Genomic DNA, 17,121 nt, shown 5'->3' on the forward strand with positions numbered 1-17,121 from the left:
GTATGATGAAACACGCTGACCTGACCACCTTAACCGCGACCTTCCCGCTTGTGCAGGATCTGATCGCCCTGAAAGAAACCACCTGGTTTAACCCCGCCACCACCACCCTGGCGGAGGGATTGCCTTACGTCGGCCTGACCGCCGACGACGTGCAGGACGCCCATGCCCGCCTGCAGCGCTTCGCGCCCTATCTGGCGGAAGCCTTCCCGGAAACGGCCGCCAGCGGCGGGATTATCGAATCGGAAGTGGTCGCCATTCCGGCAATGAAGCACCGCCTTGAGCAAAAATTCGGCCAGCCGATTGGCGGCGAACTGCTGCTGAAAAAAGACAGCCATCTGCCGATCTCCGGCTCGATCAAAGCGCGCGGCGGCATTTATGAAGTGCTGACCCATGCGGAAAAGCTGGCGCTGGAAGCCGGGCTGCTGACTACCGCAGACGATTATCGCAAATTGCTGACGCCGGAGTTTAAACAGTTCTTCAGCCAGTACAGCATCGCCGTCGGCTCCACCGGCAACCTCGGGATGTCGATCGGCATCATGAGCGCCCGCATCGGCTTTAAGGTTACCGTGCATATGTCCGCAGACGCCCGGGCGTGGAAAAAGGCCAAACTGCGCAGCCACGGCGTGACGGTGGTGGAGTATGAAGAGGACTACGGCGTGGCGGTCGAACAGGGGCGCAAGGCGGCGGAATCAGACCCGAACTGCTTTTTCATCGACGATGAAAATTCGCGCACGCTGTTCCTCGGCTATGCCGTGGCCGGCGAGCGCCTGAAGGCGCAGTTCGCCAAAGCCGGACGGGTGGTCGATGCCGACCATCCGCTGTTCGTCTACCTGCCGTGCGGCGTCGGCGGCGGCCCTGGCGGCGTGGCGTTTGGCCTCAAGCTGGCCTTTGGCGACCACGTTCACTGCCTGTTCGCCGAACCGACCCACTCCCCCTGCATGCTGCTCGGCGTCTATACCGGGCTTCACGACCAGATAGCGGTGCAGGATTTAGGCATTGATAATCTGACCGCCGCCGACGGTCTGGCGGTCGGCCGGGCGTCCGGCTTCGTTGGCCGGGCAATGGAGCGCCTGCTCGACGGGTTCTATACCCTTGATGACCAGACGATGTATGACATGCTGGGCTGGCTGGCGACAGCGGAAAATATCCGCCTTGAACCCTCCGCGCTGGCCGGAATGGCCGGGCCGCAGCGCGTCTGCGCCAGCAAAGCGTACCATCAGCTGCAGGGGCTGAGTGAGCAGCAGCTGCAGCAGGCGACCCACCTGGTGTGGGCCACCGGCGGCGGAATGGTGCCGGAAGAGGAGATGGCGCAGTATCTGGCGAAGGGGCGCTAATCTTCAGCGCAGCAGCGGCATCAACGCCTCTGGCGGCCGCTGCTGTCGGCGCAGGTCCCGCATCACCCGCATATAGGGCCCGCTGAGATCGTAAAACTGTCGGTAACCCGCACACAGCGGGTCTTCCTGTTCGCCGCAGCGGCACAGGCGTAGCCACGGACAGCCGTAGCAGGCGCTGTTGGCCGCCGGCGCTCCCGCCTGCGTTATCAACTCGCCGCACCAGGCGCTCAGCGTCTCGCTAAACAGCAAAATATTGATACGGCCAATATCTTCCCGCACCCAGCGGTGAAAGACTGCGCAGAGAAACTCACCCCACAGCGCGGCGTCGCCGGCCGCCAGCTGCGGAATAAAATGGATAGCCGTGAGTCCCTGTTGACGCAGCTGCGCATAGAACGCCTGCGGTTGATGGCAATGATGCGCCTCCACAACGACAGCCTGAAAGGGAGTGTCATGGTGCTGGCCGGGGGCATGAGTAAGAGGCAAATTCGCCGGACATCCTGTCATGACATATCCCTAATGAATAAAACGATCTGTTGAAGGTGAGTAACAGCAAACAGGAATGCCAAAGAAAGTACTGCGAGTGCGATCAAAAATTTGTCACGAACCGCCCGCGGCTGTAAAAAATCGCTGTCGTCGATGTCCATCAGATGACGACGGCGGGTATAGCCCCAGAGTATCACCGCCACTATCGTCAGCACGCCGATCGATAGCCAGAAAGGCAGTCCGGCGCGGTGCCAGCTGTGCTTAATCGCCAGCGCCATCAGCGCGCCATAGCCCAACAGGGTGCGAAACCAGGCCAGCGAGGTACGCTCTGGCTGTAGTCCCGGGTCGCTTTCCCGCCGCGCCCGGCGTTTATCCGCCATACAGCACCAGCAGCATCACCGCGACCACCACCGCCAGCAGCAGGATGCTAATCACCAGCAGCGTCCGGGTATAGGGGAGATCCTGCTTCAGGCGCATCGCCTTCTCGTTATTCAGCCAGCGCAGATAGCCATAGATGGCCATGCCGCCGGCAAACAGGCACAGCAGCAGGGCGAGAATTTCACGGATCAGCGGCGTGGCAAAGTCTGGCGCCAGCTGGTCAAGACCGACGCCAGCGGCGAGAAAACCGAGCGCCGTGCGGATCCATGCCAGAAAGGTACGTTCGTTAGCCAGCGAAAAGCGGTAATCCGGCGCTTCGCCGAGGCGGGAGATTTTCATGACGGTTCCTTGTTCATCGCGCAGCAGGCTTCAGCATAGCGTAAATCAGGAACCGGGGAGAAGAACCGGCGCCCCGCAGGGCGCCGGTCAACGGCGGGGATTAATGCAGCTCCGGCCAGTAATCTTTGTTGGCGGCAATCAGGTCGTCGAGGATCGCTTTTGCCACCGAGGCACTCGGCACGGTTTTCGACAGGGTAATCGCCTGCCACAGCTTGTGGTAAGAGCGCTGTTCCCAGGCATCGACCACCAGTTTTTCCACCGCCACCTGCTGGCTCATCATCCCTTTCTGGAAGTGCGGGATGTCGCCGACCGTCAGCGGCTCCGGCCCGTTGTGACCCACCAGGCAAGGAATTTCCACCATCGCGTCAGCGTCAAAGTTATGGATCGCGCCGTTGTTCGGCACAATCAGCAGCATCCTTTCCTGGGTGTTAAAGGCGATGGCCGTCGCCAGATCGACGATATACGACGCGTGTTCGTCAATTTCCAAATCGCCAGCGGAGGATTTCCCGGCGGCAATAATCGCCCGGCAGGCGCTGAAGACGTTTTTCTCGCGATGATCCATCACCTCATTGGCGCGGGTGCGTTCCGGGTTGGAGTGGGCCACCACGTAGTCCGGGAACAGGTAATATTTCAGATAGGTATTCGGCATGGTCTGCGGATCCAGCGCCTGCACATCTTTCGCTTTGGCAAAAGTGTCGTTCCAGCTGGCCTCGGTGTGCGGGTCGTTAGAAGGCGGCACATAGCCGTATTTCGCCACATATTCGCGCAGTTTTGGCATCAAATCGTTGCCGTCGAGATCCTCAATCGAAGTCCACCAGCCGAAGTGGTTAAGGCCGTAGTAGCGCACGCGCATCTGTTTACGGTCTTTGAGGCCAACAATCTGCGCCATCCGCCCTTCGATACCGATTGGCATATCGCAGATGTTGAGGATTTTGGCGTTTGGCCGCAGACGGCGGGTGGCTTCCGCCACAATCGCCGCCGGGTTGGAGTAGTTGAGCATCCAGGCGTTCGGCGAATATTTTTCCATATAATCCACCAGCTCCAGCACGCCGCCGATAGACCGCATACCGTAGGCGATCCCGCCCGGTCCGCAGGTCTCCTGGCCCAGCACGCCGTGGCGCAGCGGGATTTTCTCATCCTGTTCACGCATCGGATATTTCCCGACGCGGATATGCGCCATGACGAAATCAACATCGGTAAATGCCGCCTGCGGATCGGTGGTATAGCTGAATTCAATCTCCGGTGCCTGCTCTTTGAGGATCACTTTGCACGCCTCGGCGATGGTCTCCTGGCGCGCACCGTCGTTGTCGTAAAATTTCAGCGACCGCAGCGGAAAACGATCCTGGTTTGCCAGCAGCATCAGGACAATGCCCGGAGTGAAGGTGCTGCCGCCGCCTGCGATAACAACTGAGAATTTTTTCATGATACTGCCTCCGTCATGGTGGTATGTTCGGTCGAAAGAGAATCTTTCATCAGGTTTTCCAGCTGATCGCGCACCTGGGGAACGTGCAGGCCGACGATGACCTGAATCCCGTTGCCGCGGCGAACTACCCCGTGGGCGCCCAGCGCTTTAAAGACGTCGTCACTTTGCGTTTTCGCCATATCGACCAGCGCGATGCGCAGTCGGGTGGCGCAGTTATTGATACTTTCAATGTTGCCGGCGCCGCCGAGGGCCTGCAGGAAGCCAGCGGCCTGGCCCAGCCGGGTCTCTGGCACGGCCGCCGCCGTGGTTTTACCCCGCGCTGCCTGATAGTCGGCCTTGCTGTAGAGCTTGATTTCACTCTCTTCCCGGCCCGGCGTCTTCAGGTTCAGACGCAGGATCAGGGTGCGGAAGACCACGAAGTAGAGAGCGGTGAAACAGAGACCAATACCTATCTGAATGAACATCATCGAGGCGTGGTGATGAAACATTGGGATCCAGTTTTGCGGCAAGAACTGGTCGAGCAGGCCACCGCCGAAATTGCCCACCACCCCGCAGATGTACATTACCGTCGCCATGGACGCCGCCAGCACCGCGTGGACGGCGAACAGCAGCGGCGAGATGAACAGGAAGGTGAACTCCAGCGGCTCGGTGATCCCGACCAGCATCGCGGTCAACGTGGCGGGGATCAGCAGGCCGGCAACCTTGACGCGATTTTCCGGCGCGGCGGTGAAGTAGAGCGCCAGCGCAATACCCACCGAACCAAACACTTTCGAGTTACCGTGCAGGGCAAAGCCGCCCTCCGGGAACAGCGTCTTTAGCGGTTCCGTACTCTGACTGAACGCCTGCAGATGCTCTGCCCAGTAGACCTGTAGTCCCCCCTCCACCACCGCCGGGCCAAAGATGAACGGGCCATAGACGAAGTGGTGCAGGCCAGTGGGGATCAGAATGCGCTCAAGGAAGATGTAAACCCACACCCCAAGCGCGCCGGCAGAGCGCAGGAAGGCCTGTAGCGATTCAATACCCAGCTGGACTTTTGGCCAGCCGAGCAGCGTCAGCCAGGCGCAGGGGATCATCGCGAGGAAGGCGACAATGACCACAAACGATGAGCCCTGGAAGATGCCGAGGAACACCGGCAGGGGTTTATCGAAATAGCGATTATGCAGGGCCGTCACCAGGCCGGAGATGACGATCGCCCCGATAATGCTGGTGTCGAGGGTTTTAATCCCCGCAATCATCGTCAGGCCGCTGCCGGCCGTGGGTTCAACGGAAAAGTCGACGCCGAAGAAGTGGCCCCAGGTCATCCCCATGGCATTGATAAAGTAGTTCCAGGTGAGAAAGCTCACCAGTACCGCCAGACAGGCCCGGCCCTGGGCCTGCTTCGCCAGGCCAATCGGCAGGCCGACGGCGAAAATCAGCGGCATATTACGAAAGACGGTCCAGCCGCCCTCTTCGATGATGTGAACGATCTGTGCAAACAGGCTGTCGGGTGCGGTCAGCGCTTCGCCGACGAACATCGGGTTGCGCAACATAATGGCGATACCGACCACGATCCCGGCGAAAGGAAACAATAAAACCGGGGTAAACATGGCGCCGCCAAAGCGTTGTATTTGACTGAGCATTGGGAAATCCTCATATAACAACTCGTAGGGTGAATGGCCTTCTTTTTCTTGGTTACCGGCCTCACTCGAGAATAGGAATTTGCCCGTCCGACAACATGCCGCGCCGTTGCGATTCGTGATCGCTTTCATGGTTTTAATTTGGCCAACGTTGTCTACTTTCATAACAAAAGTTAGACATCGATAAGCTAAAGGATGTAATCGATCTAATGAATGGATAATAACTATCTGTCTTAAAACCTATTTTTTGCTGACAGGTGAAGAAAATAACCTCGCCCTTTCCTGTACAAGAGGACTACTGGTGATCTACAAATCCATTGCTGACCGCCTGCGGCTACGGCTGAATTCTGCCGACTTCGCCATCGGCAGCCCGCTGCCGGGAGAGAAAAAACTGGCCGAGGAGTTCGGGGTGGCGCGCATGACCATCCGCAAAGCCATCGACCTGCTGGTGGACTGGGGGCTGGTGGTCCGTCGTCACGGCTCGGGGACCTACGTGGCGCGCAAAGACGTCCATCATGAAACCAGCAATCTCACCGGCCTGGCGGAAGTGCTGCGCAAACAGGGTAAAGAGGTGGTGAGTCAGGTGCTGGCCTTCGAGGTGATGCCCGCCCCGCCGGCCATCGCCAGTCTGCTGCGGATTAAAATTGATGAACGGATCTACTTCTCACGGCGGGTGCGCTTCGTCGACGGCAAGCCACTGATGCTGGAGGATAGCTATATGCCGGTGAAGCTGTTCCGCAACCTGTCGCTGAGTCATCTGGAAGGGTCGAAATTTGATTATATTGAGAAGGAGTGCGGGATCATCATCAGCGGGAACTATGAAACGCTGACGCCGGTGCTGGCGGACAAGCAGCTGGCGCGCTCAATGAACGTCCCGGAGCAGACGCCGCTGCTGCGTATTACCTCCCTTTCCTACAGCGACAGCGGCGAGTTTCTTAACTATTCGGTCATGTTCCGCAACGCCAGCGAGTATCAGGTGGACTACCATCTGCGCCGCGTCCAGACGCACGGCCCGCTAGCTCAGCCCCCAGAACAGCACGGCGAGTAGCTGCGGGGTGATAATCCGCAGAAACATCACCAGCGGATAGACGGTAGCGTAAGAGAGCGCCGCCGCGCCGCTGGTGGCGTGCAGATTGTTGGCGAAGGCCAGCGCCGGCGGGTCGGTCATCGAGCCGGCCAGCATGCCGCACAGCGTCAGATAGTTCATGTTCGCCAGCATGCGCGCGAGAATGCCTACCGTCAGCAGCGGGATGGCGGTGATGAAAATGCCGTAAGCGATCCAGCTCAGGCCATCGCCCTGGGTCAGGGTCACCACAAAGTCGCCCCCCGATTTTAGCCCGACCACCGCCAGAAACAGCACGATCCCCAGCTCGCGCAGCGCCAGGTTGGCGCTCGGCGGCATAAACCAGTACAGCTTGCCGATGCTCCCGATGCGCCCGAGAATCAGCGCCATAATCAGCGGCCCCCCGGCCAGCCCCAGCTTCAGGGCGGCGGGGAAGCCGGGAATAAACAACGGGATAGAACCCAGCAGTACCCCGAGGCCGATGCCGATAAATACCGGCAGCATCTGAACCTGCTGCAGCTTCTGCTGGGCGTTACCCAGCTCGGCGGCCACGGCGTCAATCGCCTCCGGACGGCCGACCAGGTTGAGGATATCGCCAAACTGCAGGCTGGCGCTGCTGCTGGCCACCAGTTCGACGCCTGCGCGATTAAGCCGGGAGATCACCACGTCATAGCGCTGTTTGACGTGCAGATCGCGTATTTTCTTCCCCAGCACTTTCTCGTTAGTCACCACCACCCGCTCCACCTTCAGGTCGGTGCCGCGCGTTGACAGCGAGGTGGCCACCTCCTGGCCGATCACCAGTTGCGCATTGTGCAGATCCTCCGGCCGCCCCACCAGGTGCAGCAGATCGCCGGCCTGGATAAGGGTTCCCGGCGCAGGCACCATCAGCAGCTCACCGCGCTTCAGCCGCGAACAGACGATATTGTCGCTGTTGAGCATCGGCACATCCTGAATCGCCATCTGGTGGAGGTTGGGGTTCTCCACACGCACGTTGATGGTGTGCAAATGGGCATGGCCGTTGCCGCTGCTCTCCTCAAACTGCTGGGCCTCTTTCTCGACATTGATGCGAAAGAACAGGCGCACCAGCCACATGGTCAGCAGAATGCCGCAGATGCCGAACGGATACGCCATCGCGTAGCTCATCCCCATCTGATCGACCACCTCGAACGGCACCCCGAGATCGCGCAGGATTTGCTGCCCGGCCCCCAGCGCCGGCGTGTTGGTCACCGCGCCGGAGAAGATGCCAAGCACCACCGGGAGAGGAATATTGAACAGCTTATGCAGCACCGCGGTGACCAGGCCGCCGAGAATCACGATCAGGATAGCGAACAGATTGAGCCGCAGGCCTGAGACCCGCAGCGAGGCGAAAAAGCCCGGTCCCACCTGGATACCGATGGTGTAGACAAACAGGATCAAGCCGAATTCCTGAATAAAATGCAGCATCGGGCTGCTGAGGGCGACGCCCGCCTGATCGACAAAGTGACCGACGATAATGCCGCCAAACAACACGCCGCCAATACCAAAGCCAACGCCGCGGATTTTGACATTGCCGATCCACAACCCAACCACCGCCACCAGCGCCAGTACGCTGACCGTCAATGCTATCTCACTCATGGTACCGTCCCTGTGAATAACATTATTATTAACAGGGATTATGACCGCGGCCAGGCGGGTTGTATGCTGCCTGGCGCACAATACCAGCAAACAGACAGGCACAAAAAAGCCCCGAAAATCGGGGCTTTATAAGTTTTTCGCTTAATTAACTATTTAACGCCGGTCGTTCGCTGATGGCGATACGCTGCGGGGCGATCTGCTCAGGCTCATTGCGGGTCAGATCGATATGCAGCAGACCGTTGGTGAAGGTCGCGCCAGAGACCTCCATGTTGTCAGCGAGGGTGAAGCTCAGGCTGAAGGCCTGGCTCACCAGCCCCTGGTGTAGCCAGGTGGTCTCTTTTTCCGGCTGCTGCGGTGTGCCTTTTACCACCAGGCGGGTGCCTTCCAGTTGAATATCCAGATCTTCCTGACGGAAACCGGCCAGCGCAAGGGTGATGCGGTAGTGGTTATCGTCGCTTTTTTCGATGTTATAGGGCGGGAAGCTCTGGCTTTCACCGGCGGTTTGCAGGGCGCTGGCCAGTTTGTCAAAACCGATCCATTGACGCAGCAGGGGGGATAAATCGTAGTTACGCATACTGTTTTCTCCTTCTAAGAAGCGAGTGAATGTCTGCGAATTGCGTGAATTCGCATCTGCTCCCTGACGGCGAGCAGGTTGTTACATCAGGCCGCCTTGCGGCCTGAGAGAGACAATTAGTTGATTTCGATACGGCGCGGCTTGTTCGCTTCCGGGATCACCCGTTCCAGATCGATATACAGCAGACCGTTTACCAGGTTGGCGCCGCGGACATGAATGTTTTCCGCTAGCTGGAATTTGCGCTCGAAGTTGCGCTCGGCGATCCCCTGATACAGGTAGGTCCGCTCTTTCTGCTCGGCAGCGTGGGCGCCTTTGACGATCAGCAGATTGTCCTGGGCGGTGATCTCCAGTTCGCTTTCAGCAAAGCCGGCCACCGCGATGGCGATGCGATAGTGGTTTTCGTCTACCAGCTCGACGTTATACGGAGGGTAGCCGCCATTGCTCTGGCTTTGATTGTTTTCCAGCAGGTTAAACAGGCGGTCGAAACCAATGGCTGAACGATAAAGCGGGGAGAGATCGAAGTTACGCATAATAAATAGCTCCTGAAAATCAGCGAGAATCAAATGACCTTCCATCGTGGACAGGCCGCGGTAATCCGGAATACCCCTCAGGCGTATTCTCAGCGGGTTACACCTATAAAATGGGTTTCTCCCCGTCCTTTTCAAGGGATTCGGGGCGTTTTTTTTTGCAGTTTGCCGATGATTGCTTAGACTGGGGGGAGGAGCACAAAAAGCAAAGTGCGATGCCCGCCACAGTGCGGCGCAATAACGCTATGCATTCACGGGATGGCCCGATATAACCCAACAAGGTTATCTCAACGCCCGAAACGACGATGGAAGAACAATGAAAAGCAGACGACTGTTAAAGCTGGTCCTGTTCAGCGGGATAATAAGCCTGAGCGGTTGCTCCAGCGTAATGTCACATACCGGTGGCAAAGAGGGAACCTATCCGGGCACGCGATCCAGTGCGCAAACGCTGGGGGACAGCAATACCAACTGGGGTGTGAAATCGCTGGTGGCGCTGGACATGCCGTTCACCGCCGTCATGGATACCCTGCTGCTGCCGTGGGATATGTTCCGCACCGACAGCTCAATCAAATCTCGGGTCGAAAAGAGCGAGAAGGCCACGCTGGCGACCAACTCGGTGATCCCGCCAGCGCCGATGCCTGCCCAGTAAGTTATCGCCCGGTCTGCGTAACCCACAGCTGACGATAACCGTCCACCTCCTCCATCCAGGCAATCTGTTTACCGTCTGGCGAAAAGACGATCGCGTCCGCCGAGGGCGCATGAGCATGCGCCTCGGTTAAAAAGGTGATATCGCCTGTGCCGGCATGACAGCAGGCAATCCGCCCCTCCAGTACAAAGCCCAGCCACTCTCCCGACGGATGCCAGTTAAACGCCGACTGGATACCCGACGCGTGATGCGTCAACTGCCGCGGCTCGCCCCCCCGCGGGGAAATAAGCCATAGCTGCACTACGCCGGCGTCGTCGCGCATCAGAAAGGCTATCGCCGTCGCCTGCGGATTGGCGCGCACCCAGTGGCGCGGAACGTTCACCAGCCCCGGGTAGCGGCGATGGTGGGTGAAGGTCAAACGACGCTGACTGACGCCCGCCGGCGGCGCCGGCATCGTGGTTGCGGTGCCCGCCAGCGGCGCCCCGCCGGGCTGCTTCCAGCCGGCTTCATCCTGCGGCAGCTCGACAATAAACAGCTCCGGGACTTTGTCGCCGTTTTCCGCCAGCGTATCGCCAATAAACGCCAGCGCATGGTTCCCGACCCAGCCCTCTTCATAGGCGCGATTAATCTCATCGCTGCCCGGCGCGGGAGTCGGCGTCGTGCGGCTCACCAGCACGCACCAGTGGCTGCCGCCGTATTCGCGCGGATGGTGGCCCGGCGGCGTCACGGGTCCATACGGCGCCGCCACGCCGACGTTGCGCAGATCCAACGCCGGGTCGCGCTCATGCAGCACATGATCGTTGTAGGTAAAACTGACCAGTCGGCCGTTGGGGCTATAGACATGGACGTGGCTGCCGCCGCGCAGCGCCCCGGGGGTGTAAGGGGCGGTAATGTCCATGGCGTCCAGATTCTCGACGGTATCCTGAAAGGCCACCACCCCGCGACGGTGATGAAAATCATACTGCCACTGTGCATCCGGCCGCTCGGGGCCGTGAATGAACACGTAGCGCTCCTGGGTTGGATGCACGGTCACCACGCCGACGTGCGCGCCTTGCGTGGCACGATAAATGGTCTCCACCGCGCCGCTGTTTACGTTCACTCGCTCTATGGTCTCGCCGGTGAACGACGCGCCGGACGGGCGGACGTCGTACACCAGCCACTGGCTGTCGGGGGTCCAGGTGCGGGTGTTGGTGAGCTGGTGGTTGCGAGGAGCAAAGGTAACTTGTTTCATGGTGTGCTGACCGGGCCGATATGAGAGTAGCCTTAGCATACCGCAATCCGCACCGGGTTGAATGCCCGGCGACGAGCTTAAAACGCTTCGCCGACCTGGAAGTAAAAGCCGCTGCTGCCTTTGCCGATACCGTAGTCGAGGCGAACGTTAACACGAGGTTTGAATTCAAAGCGGTAGCCAACGCCCGCCGAAGGCAGCCAGCGGCCATTATTCAGCGACGACAGTGAAGGCCCCATGGTTCCCGCCCCGGCCCAGGCGACAATCCCGTGCCGCCAGGTGAGCTGCCGGCGATATTCCAGCTGACCGCTGACGACGTTTTTATCCCGGTAGCGCCCCTGGTAGTAGCCGCGCATCCGTTCATCGCTGCCCAGCAGCGGCATCATGCTCCACGGTACCTCGCCCTGGGTGAAGGCGCCATCGGCCTCCCAGGCGAGGACGCTCTTCTCGCTGAGGGCATGATAATGGCTGTAGTGCAGCTGAAATTCTTCAAAGCGGGTATCGCTGCCTAAGCCGGGCGCATAGTGGGTGTAACGGAAGTTGGCATACTGACCCCGGCGCGGATTGGGGACGAAGTCGCGATCGTCCCAGTTGAGCGCGACGCTGGCACCCGAGCTGAATACCGACGGTCCCTGCGGGGTATTTTCAATTTTCGGCAGATCGTTATGGTCCATCTTATCGGCATTCTGCGCCGCCAGCGACCATCCAGCGCCGAGATAAACATTGTCGATGAGCTGCCGGTAGACCGTCGGGCGCAGGGTCAGCACCTGGGCGGTATATTTCTCTTTTTCGTTGTCTTTATCGCCGGCATGAAAGCCTTGTCCCCAGAAGTACGTCGGGGTGTTGGCCATTGAACCATCAACAAAAATTCGCCATCGGTCGTGGTCAAAAAAAGCGTAGTTTTTCACGCTAAGGCCAAAGGCGCCGGTGGAGCTGGCGTAGCCGCTGAGCGTCAGCGTGGAATTCTGGCTGGTGGTATCCTGCGGATCGGGACGGTAGAGACCGACGACGGCAGTGCCGATGCCCAGCCCCAGCTCCGGCGTATAAAACGGACCGGGCATCATGCCCCAGTCAATGCCTTTGCTGGCGTCGAACTTATCGCTGGCGCCGAGATGCTGCAGCCAGCCGTCGATTTGCTCGCGGCTGATGGCCTTGGCCTGGACCGGCGCGCATAGCGCGCATGTCAGAAGCAACAGAACAGGGTTAAGCGGTCGGCTCAAAAGCGATACTCACCGGAGATAAAGAAGCTGTTACGTTCGGCAAAACCAAACTCCGTGGTGATGTTAAAATTCTGCGTCAGCTCATACTGTGCGCCCACCAGCACGTTCCACGGCGACTGCAGATGCTGCTTCACATCGAAGCGACCGTTATTGTCCTGGTTGGCCAGGTTGACCATATTCTGCAGCAGCGGCGACGGCATCGAGAGATCGTTAAGGCTGCCCTTAAACTCCTGCTGCACGTCCTGATACATGCTGCCGACCCACAGGTTCAGCTTACCGGCGGGGAGATGTAGCGCATCGACCGAAGGCGTATTGAAACGATAGCCTACGCGCGGCGAAAAGGTAAACGCATCAATGCTGCCGTCGAGGATATCAAAGCGGGTCTGGGTGTAGTTAGCGTCCAGCACCGTAAACCAGTTGCCGACGCCGCCCACCAGCGTGGTGCCCATCCCATAGGTGGTACCTTTAAAATCGAGGCGAAAGTCGAGGTCCTGCATCCCGGGCATGGGCACCACTTTGCCGTTCGGTCCCTTCAGGCCGACGGCAATCTGCGAAATGGAGTGTCCCTCGGTGTGTCCGACGAGACCATAAACATTCATAAACGGCAGCAGCCAGGCATCCAGCTTGAGCGTCTCGGTTTTGCTGCTTTCCCGCGTATGACCAACGCCAATCTGGAAGGCGTTGTCCAGCGAGACCGGCCCATTAGCGAAAATGTTCTTCACGGCGTGTTTGCAAACAGGATCCTTACCGCAATCGATATTGCGGCCGTCCAGCGACAGGCCGGTGAAGCTAATGCTGTCGACATTAATATTCTGCCGCATATCCATATAGTTAATGCTGACGCCAAACGGCAGCGGCAGGACGTAGCCACGTTTTCTGGCCTCATCGCCTAGAAATGGCAATATCGGCGCCGATTCCGCTGTCTCAGTCTCGGTGTCGACCGGCGCCGGCAGATCCGCAGGCTCGGCGCCGTGATAGGCGTACGCCGGCTCAAGCGGCGTCGTTGGTTCCGCGGCCGCGCAAATCTGAACAGAGGCGAATGGCAGCGTAACCAACATCAAATAATGGCGTTTATTCATGAAAAATCTGATGTTAGTTCTGAATTGCAAAAAAAGAGGGCGGGTAGCTTATAGAATCCCCTGTGCGGAATAAGGGATTTAAATGCGGATTAACATCTGTTCATGAAAAAAGAGAAGACAGGCCCGAAGAACGCCGGGCCTGAAGGAAGCTTACGCTAAAACGTATTTTTCAATAGCGAAGGCGACGCCATCATCGAGGTTCGATTTGGTAATGAAGTTCGCCGCCTCTTTAACCGCCGGAATGGCGTTATCCATCGCCACGCCGACGCCGGCAAATTCTATCATCGCGATATCATTTTCCTGATCGCCAATCGCCATAATCTCTTCCGGTTTGATACCCAGCGCATCGGCCAGCGACTTCACGCCGGTGCCTTTATTGACGCGTTTATCCAGTATTTCGAGGAAGTAAGGCGCGCTTTTCAGCACGGTGTACTTCTCTTTCACTTCCGCCGGGATACGGGCGATGGCCTGGTCGAGGATCGCCGGCTCATCGATCATCATGACTTTCAGCAGCTGGATCTCAGGGTCCATCTTTTCCGCTTCGCAGAACACCAGCGGGATGGTCGCCACATAGGATTCATGCACGGTGTAGTAGCTGATATCGCGGTTTGCGGTATACAGCGTATTGCGATCGAGCGCGTGGAAGTGGGAGCCGACCTCGCGGGAAAGCTGTTCGAGGAAGCGATAGTCGTCATAGCTCAACGCGGTTTGCGCCACGGTGCTGCCGTCCCCGGCTTTTTGCACCAGCGCGCCATTGTAGGTAATGCAGTAATCACCCGGCTGCTCCATATGCAGCTCTTTCAGATAGCTGTGAACGCCGGCGTAAGGGCGGCCGGTGGTCAGCACCACGTTGACGCCGCGCTCACGCGCCGCGGCAATGGCGGCTTTCACCGCAGGAGAGATGGTATGGTCTGGCAGCAGCAGAGTGCCGTCCATATCGATTGCAATCAGTTTAATAGCCATAGGATCCCCGGGTAAGATGAGTCTTCCCTCATGCTAACGCGATTCCGCTCAAAAAACAGTAAAAGTGTCGGCCAGAAAGGGGGATGGAACCGCAGCAGAGGATTCCTCTTTTACTGGCAAAGAAAAGCCCGGTCGCGCCATGCGACCGGGCTCAGACATTCCGTTACCCCGGGCAAACTCGCTCCGGGGGAACACGGCTTAGATATCGATATTCGCCGCTTTCAGGGCGTTTTCTTCGATAAAGGCGCGACGTGGTTCAACCGCATCACCCATCAGGGTGGTGAACAGCTGATCGGCAGCAATGGCATCCTTGACGGTGACGCGCAGCATGCGGCGGCTGTCCGGATCCATGGTGGTCTCCCACAGCTGATCCGGGTTCATCTCGCCCAGACCTTTATAGCGCTGGATAGAGAGGCCGCGACGGGACTCTTTCACCAGCCAGTCCAGAGCCTGCTCGAAGCTGGCCACCGGCTGACGACGTTCGCCGCGCTCGATGTAAGCATCTTCTTCCATCAGGCCGCGCAGTTTCTCACCCAGGGTACAGATACGGCGATATTCCGGCCCCATAATGAACTCATTATCCAGCGGATAGTCGGTGTCCACGCCGTGGGTACGAACGCGAATAACCGGTTCAAAATGCTGCAGCTCTTTGTTCTCGTGGAGATCAAATTTCCACTGGCTGCCGTGCTGCTCTTTCTCATTCAGCTCGGATACCAGCGTGTTCACCCAGCGGGTCACCTTCTGTTCGTCAGCCAGATCGGTCTCGGTCAGGGTCGGCTGATAGATAAGCTCTTTCAGCAGCGCTTTCGGGAAGCGGCGCTCCATGCGGCCAATCATTTTCTGGGTGGCGTTAAACTCGGCAACCAGTTTTTCCAGCGGTTCGCCCGCCAGCGCCGGCGCATTGGCGTTAGTATGCAGGGTCGCACCGTCAAGAGCGATAGCGATCTGATACTGATCCATCGCTTCGTCGTCTTTAATGTACTGTTCCTGTTTGCCTTTCTTCACTTTGTACAGCGGCGGCTGGGCAATATAGACGTGGCCGCGCTCGACGATCTCCGGCATCTGACGATAGAAGAAGGTCAACAGCAGGGTACGAATGTGCGAGCCGTCGACGTCCGCATCGGTCATGATGATGATGCTGTGATAGCGCAGTTTGTCCGGGTTGTACTCATCGCGGCCGATGCCGCAGCCCAGAGCGGTGATCAGCGTGGCCACTTCCTGAGAAGAGAGCATCTTGTCGAAGCGGGCTTTCTCAACGTTGAGGATTTTACCCTTCAGCGGCAGGATCGCCTGATTCTTACGGTTACGACCCTGTTTAGCAGAGCCGCCCGCAGAGTCCCCTTCCACCAGGTACAGTTCGGAGAGCGCCGGGTCGCGTTCCTGGCAGTCCGCCAGTTTGCCCGGCAGGCCAGCCAGATCCAGCGCGCCTTTACGGCGGGTCATCTCACGGGCACGACGCGCGGCTTCGCGCGCGCGCGCGGCGTCAATAATTTTGCCGACCACGATTTTCGCATCGGACGGGTTTTCCAGCAGGTATTCGCTCAGCAGTTCGTTCATCTGCTGCTCAACCGCCGATTTCACCTCGGAGGAGACCAGCTTGTCTTTGGTCTGTGAGGAGAATTTCGGATCCGGCACTTTCACCGATACCACGGCAATCAGGCCTTCACGGGCGTCGTCGCCGGTGGCGCTGACTTTCGCTTTTTTACTGTAGCCCTCTTTGTCCATGTAGGCGTTGAGGGTACGGGTCATCGCCGCACGGAAGCCGGCAAGGTGAGTACCACCGTCACGCTGCGGAATGTTATTGGTAAAGCAGTAAATGTTTTCCTGGAAGCCATCGTTCCACTGCAGGGCCACTTCCACACCGATACCGTCTTTTTCCGTAGAAAAATAGAAGATATTCGGATGGATCGGCGTTTTGTTCTTATTGAGATACTCAACGAACGCCTTGATGCCGCCTTCGTAGTGGAAATGATCTTCTTTGCCGTCGCGCTTATCGCGCAGGCGGATAGAGACCCCGGAGTTCAGGAACGACAGCTCGCGCAGGCGTTTCGCCAGGATATCGTATTCAAACTCGGTGACGTTGGTGAAGGTTTCCAGGCTTGGCCAGAAACGCACCATGGTGCCGGTTTTGTCGGTTTCGCCAGTCACGGCCAGCGGCGCCTGCGGCACACCGTGTTCGTACATCTGCTTGTGAACTTTGTTATCGCGCTGGATAACCAGCTCCAGCTTCTGCGACAGGGCGTTTACCACCGAGACGCCTACGCCGTGCAGACCGCCGGAGACTTTATAGGAGTTATCATCGAATTTACCGCCAGCGTGCAGGACGGTCATGATAACTTCCGCTGCGGAGACGCCCTCTTCCGGGTGAATGCCGGTCGGGATGCCGCGGCCGTCATCCTGGACGGAGACGGAGTTATCGCTGTGGATGGTCACCACGATATCTTTGCAGTAACCCGCGAGCGCTTCGTCGATAGCGTTATCCACAACCTCGAATACCATGTGGTGCAGACCGGTGCCGTCATCCGTGTCGCCGATATACATACCCGGGCGCTTACGCACCGCATCCAGCCCTTTCAGGACTTTGATACTGGAGGAGTCATAAGAATTCGACATCAACGTTTCTCGCTCATTTAA

The 17,121-nt window shown here is 58.4% G+C and carries 16 protein-coding genes and 1 other annotated feature; of the genes, 3 read left to right on the forward strand and 13 right to left on the reverse strand.

The window, feature by feature from the left end:
• The first annotated feature begins 5 nt into the window (after positions 1–5).
• Positions 6–1,334, forward strand: coding sequence for a D-serine ammonia-lyase (gene dsdA, locus ACLH1I_RS22970; protein ID WP_049092143.1), 1,329 nt, complete (start codon positions 6–8; stop codon positions 1,332–1,334).
• A 3-nt stretch (positions 1,335–1,337) separates the two neighbouring features.
• Here dsdA and ACLH1I_RS22975 read toward each other — a convergent pair whose 3' ends face one another.
• The 5 genes from ACLH1I_RS22975 to ACLH1I_RS22995 form a co-directional block, all read right to left on the reverse strand.
• Entirely contained in the window at positions 1,338–1,760 is a 423-nt protein-coding gene (locus ACLH1I_RS22975; protein WP_025999188.1) for a hypothetical protein, read from the reverse strand.
• A 74-nt stretch (positions 1,761–1,834) separates the two neighbouring features.
• The gene (locus ACLH1I_RS22980) at positions 1,835–2,197 is read right to left on the reverse strand and encodes a DUF202 domain-containing protein (RefSeq protein WP_004202261.1); all 363 of its coding nucleotides are present in this window, start codon (positions 2,195–2,197) and stop codon (positions 1,835–1,837) included.
• Positions 2,187–2,534 carry a YidH family protein gene (locus ACLH1I_RS22985; RefSeq protein ID WP_004202264.1) on the reverse strand — a complete coding sequence of 116 codons (348 nt, stop codon included), beginning with the start codon at positions 2,532–2,534 and terminating at the stop codon, positions 2,187–2,189. Before ACLH1I_RS22985 ends, ACLH1I_RS22980 begins: the two co-directional genes overlap by 11 nt.
• Before the next feature lie 100 nt (positions 2,535–2,634).
• Positions 2,635–3,957, reverse strand: coding sequence for a 6-phospho-alpha-glucosidase (locus tag ACLH1I_RS22990; RefSeq protein WP_017899668.1), 1,323 nt, complete (start codon positions 3,955–3,957; stop codon positions 2,635–2,637).
• Complete coding sequence (locus tag ACLH1I_RS22995; RefSeq protein ID WP_004202268.1) at positions 3,954–5,576, reverse strand: alpha-glucoside-specific PTS transporter subunit IIBC; 1,623 nt, start codon at positions 5,574–5,576, stop codon at positions 3,954–3,956. Before ACLH1I_RS22995 ends, ACLH1I_RS22990 begins: the two co-directional genes overlap by 4 nt.
• A 298-nt stretch (positions 5,577–5,874) precedes the next feature.
• Between ACLH1I_RS22995 and ACLH1I_RS23000 the strand changes: the two genes are divergently transcribed.
• Entirely contained in the window at positions 5,875–6,621 is a 747-nt protein-coding gene (locus ACLH1I_RS23000; protein ID WP_147734123.1) for a GntR family transcriptional regulator, read from the forward strand.
• Here ACLH1I_RS23000 and ACLH1I_RS23005 read toward each other — a convergent pair.
• The 3 genes from ACLH1I_RS23005 to ibpA form a co-directional block, all read right to left on the reverse strand.
• Positions 6,589–8,250: a putative transporter gene (locus tag ACLH1I_RS23005; RefSeq protein ID WP_154982372.1), complete on the reverse strand. Its 1,662-nt coding sequence runs from the start codon at positions 8,248–8,250 to the stop codon at positions 6,589–6,591. The genes ACLH1I_RS23000 and ACLH1I_RS23005 overlap by 33 nt on opposite strands.
• 145 nt (positions 8,251–8,395) lie before the next feature.
• A complete protein-coding gene (ibpB, locus tag ACLH1I_RS23010) occupies positions 8,396–8,824 on the reverse strand; it encodes a small heat shock chaperone IbpB (protein WP_004145074.1) in 429 nt (142 codons plus the stop codon).
• Between the two features lie 116 nt (positions 8,825–8,940).
• Positions 8,941–9,354, reverse strand: coding sequence for a small heat shock chaperone IbpA (gene ibpA, locus ACLH1I_RS23015; protein WP_004151523.1), 414 nt, complete (start codon positions 9,352–9,354; stop codon positions 8,941–8,943).
• Positions 9,348–9,423: a sequence feature (ROSE (Repression Of Heat Shock gene Expression) occurs in the 5'-region of heat shock genes and acts as an RNA thermometer to modulate expression.), on the reverse strand. Its footprint overlaps the gene before it by 7 nt.
• 244 nt (positions 9,424–9,667) lie before the next feature.
• On the opposite strand from ibpA, the gene ACLH1I_RS23020 reads away from it, so the two are divergent.
• Positions 9,668–10,000, forward strand: coding sequence for a YceK/YidQ family lipoprotein (locus ACLH1I_RS23020; RefSeq protein ID WP_004202272.1), 333 nt, complete (start codon positions 9,668–9,670; stop codon positions 9,998–10,000).
• A gap of 1 nt (position 10,001) precedes the next feature.
• Here ACLH1I_RS23020 and ACLH1I_RS23025 read toward each other — a convergent pair whose 3' ends face one another.
• The 5 genes from ACLH1I_RS23025 to gyrB all read right to left on the reverse strand — a co-directional run bounded on the left by ACLH1I_RS23025 (position 10,002) and on the right by gyrB (position 17,100).
• Positions 10,002–11,228, reverse strand: coding sequence for a DUF3748 domain-containing protein (locus tag ACLH1I_RS23025; protein WP_151629353.1), 1,227 nt, complete (start codon positions 11,226–11,228; stop codon positions 10,002–10,004).
• A 77-nt stretch (positions 11,229–11,305) separates the two neighbouring features.
• Entirely contained in the window at positions 11,306–12,421 is a 1,116-nt protein-coding gene (locus tag ACLH1I_RS23030) for a BamA/TamA family outer membrane protein (protein ID WP_162869295.1), read from the reverse strand.
• Between the two features lie 20 nt (positions 12,422–12,441).
• Positions 12,442–13,524, reverse strand: a complete 1,083-nt coding sequence (locus ACLH1I_RS23035; protein ID WP_151629351.1) for a hypothetical protein — start codon at positions 13,522–13,524, stop codon at positions 12,442–12,444.
• Positions 13,525–13,674: 150 nt separating this feature from the next.
• Positions 13,675–14,487, reverse strand: a complete 813-nt coding sequence (gene yidA, locus ACLH1I_RS23040) for a sugar-phosphatase (RefSeq protein ID WP_004202280.1) — start codon at positions 14,485–14,487, stop codon at positions 13,675–13,677.
• A 198-nt stretch (positions 14,488–14,685) separates the two neighbouring features.
• The gene (gene gyrB / locus ACLH1I_RS23045; RefSeq protein WP_060656538.1) at positions 14,686–17,100 is read right to left on the reverse strand and encodes a DNA topoisomerase (ATP-hydrolyzing) subunit B; all 2,415 of its coding nucleotides are present in this window, start codon (positions 17,098–17,100) and stop codon (positions 14,686–14,688) included.
• Positions 17,101–17,121: the final 21 nt, after the last annotated feature.

The sequence above is a fragment of the Klebsiella sp. 1SOBk10mer genome (assembly GCF_046602535.1).
In the GTDB taxonomy this organism is placed as follows: Bacteria; Pseudomonadota; Gammaproteobacteria; order Enterobacterales; family Enterobacteriaceae; genus Klebsiella; species Klebsiella quasipneumoniae.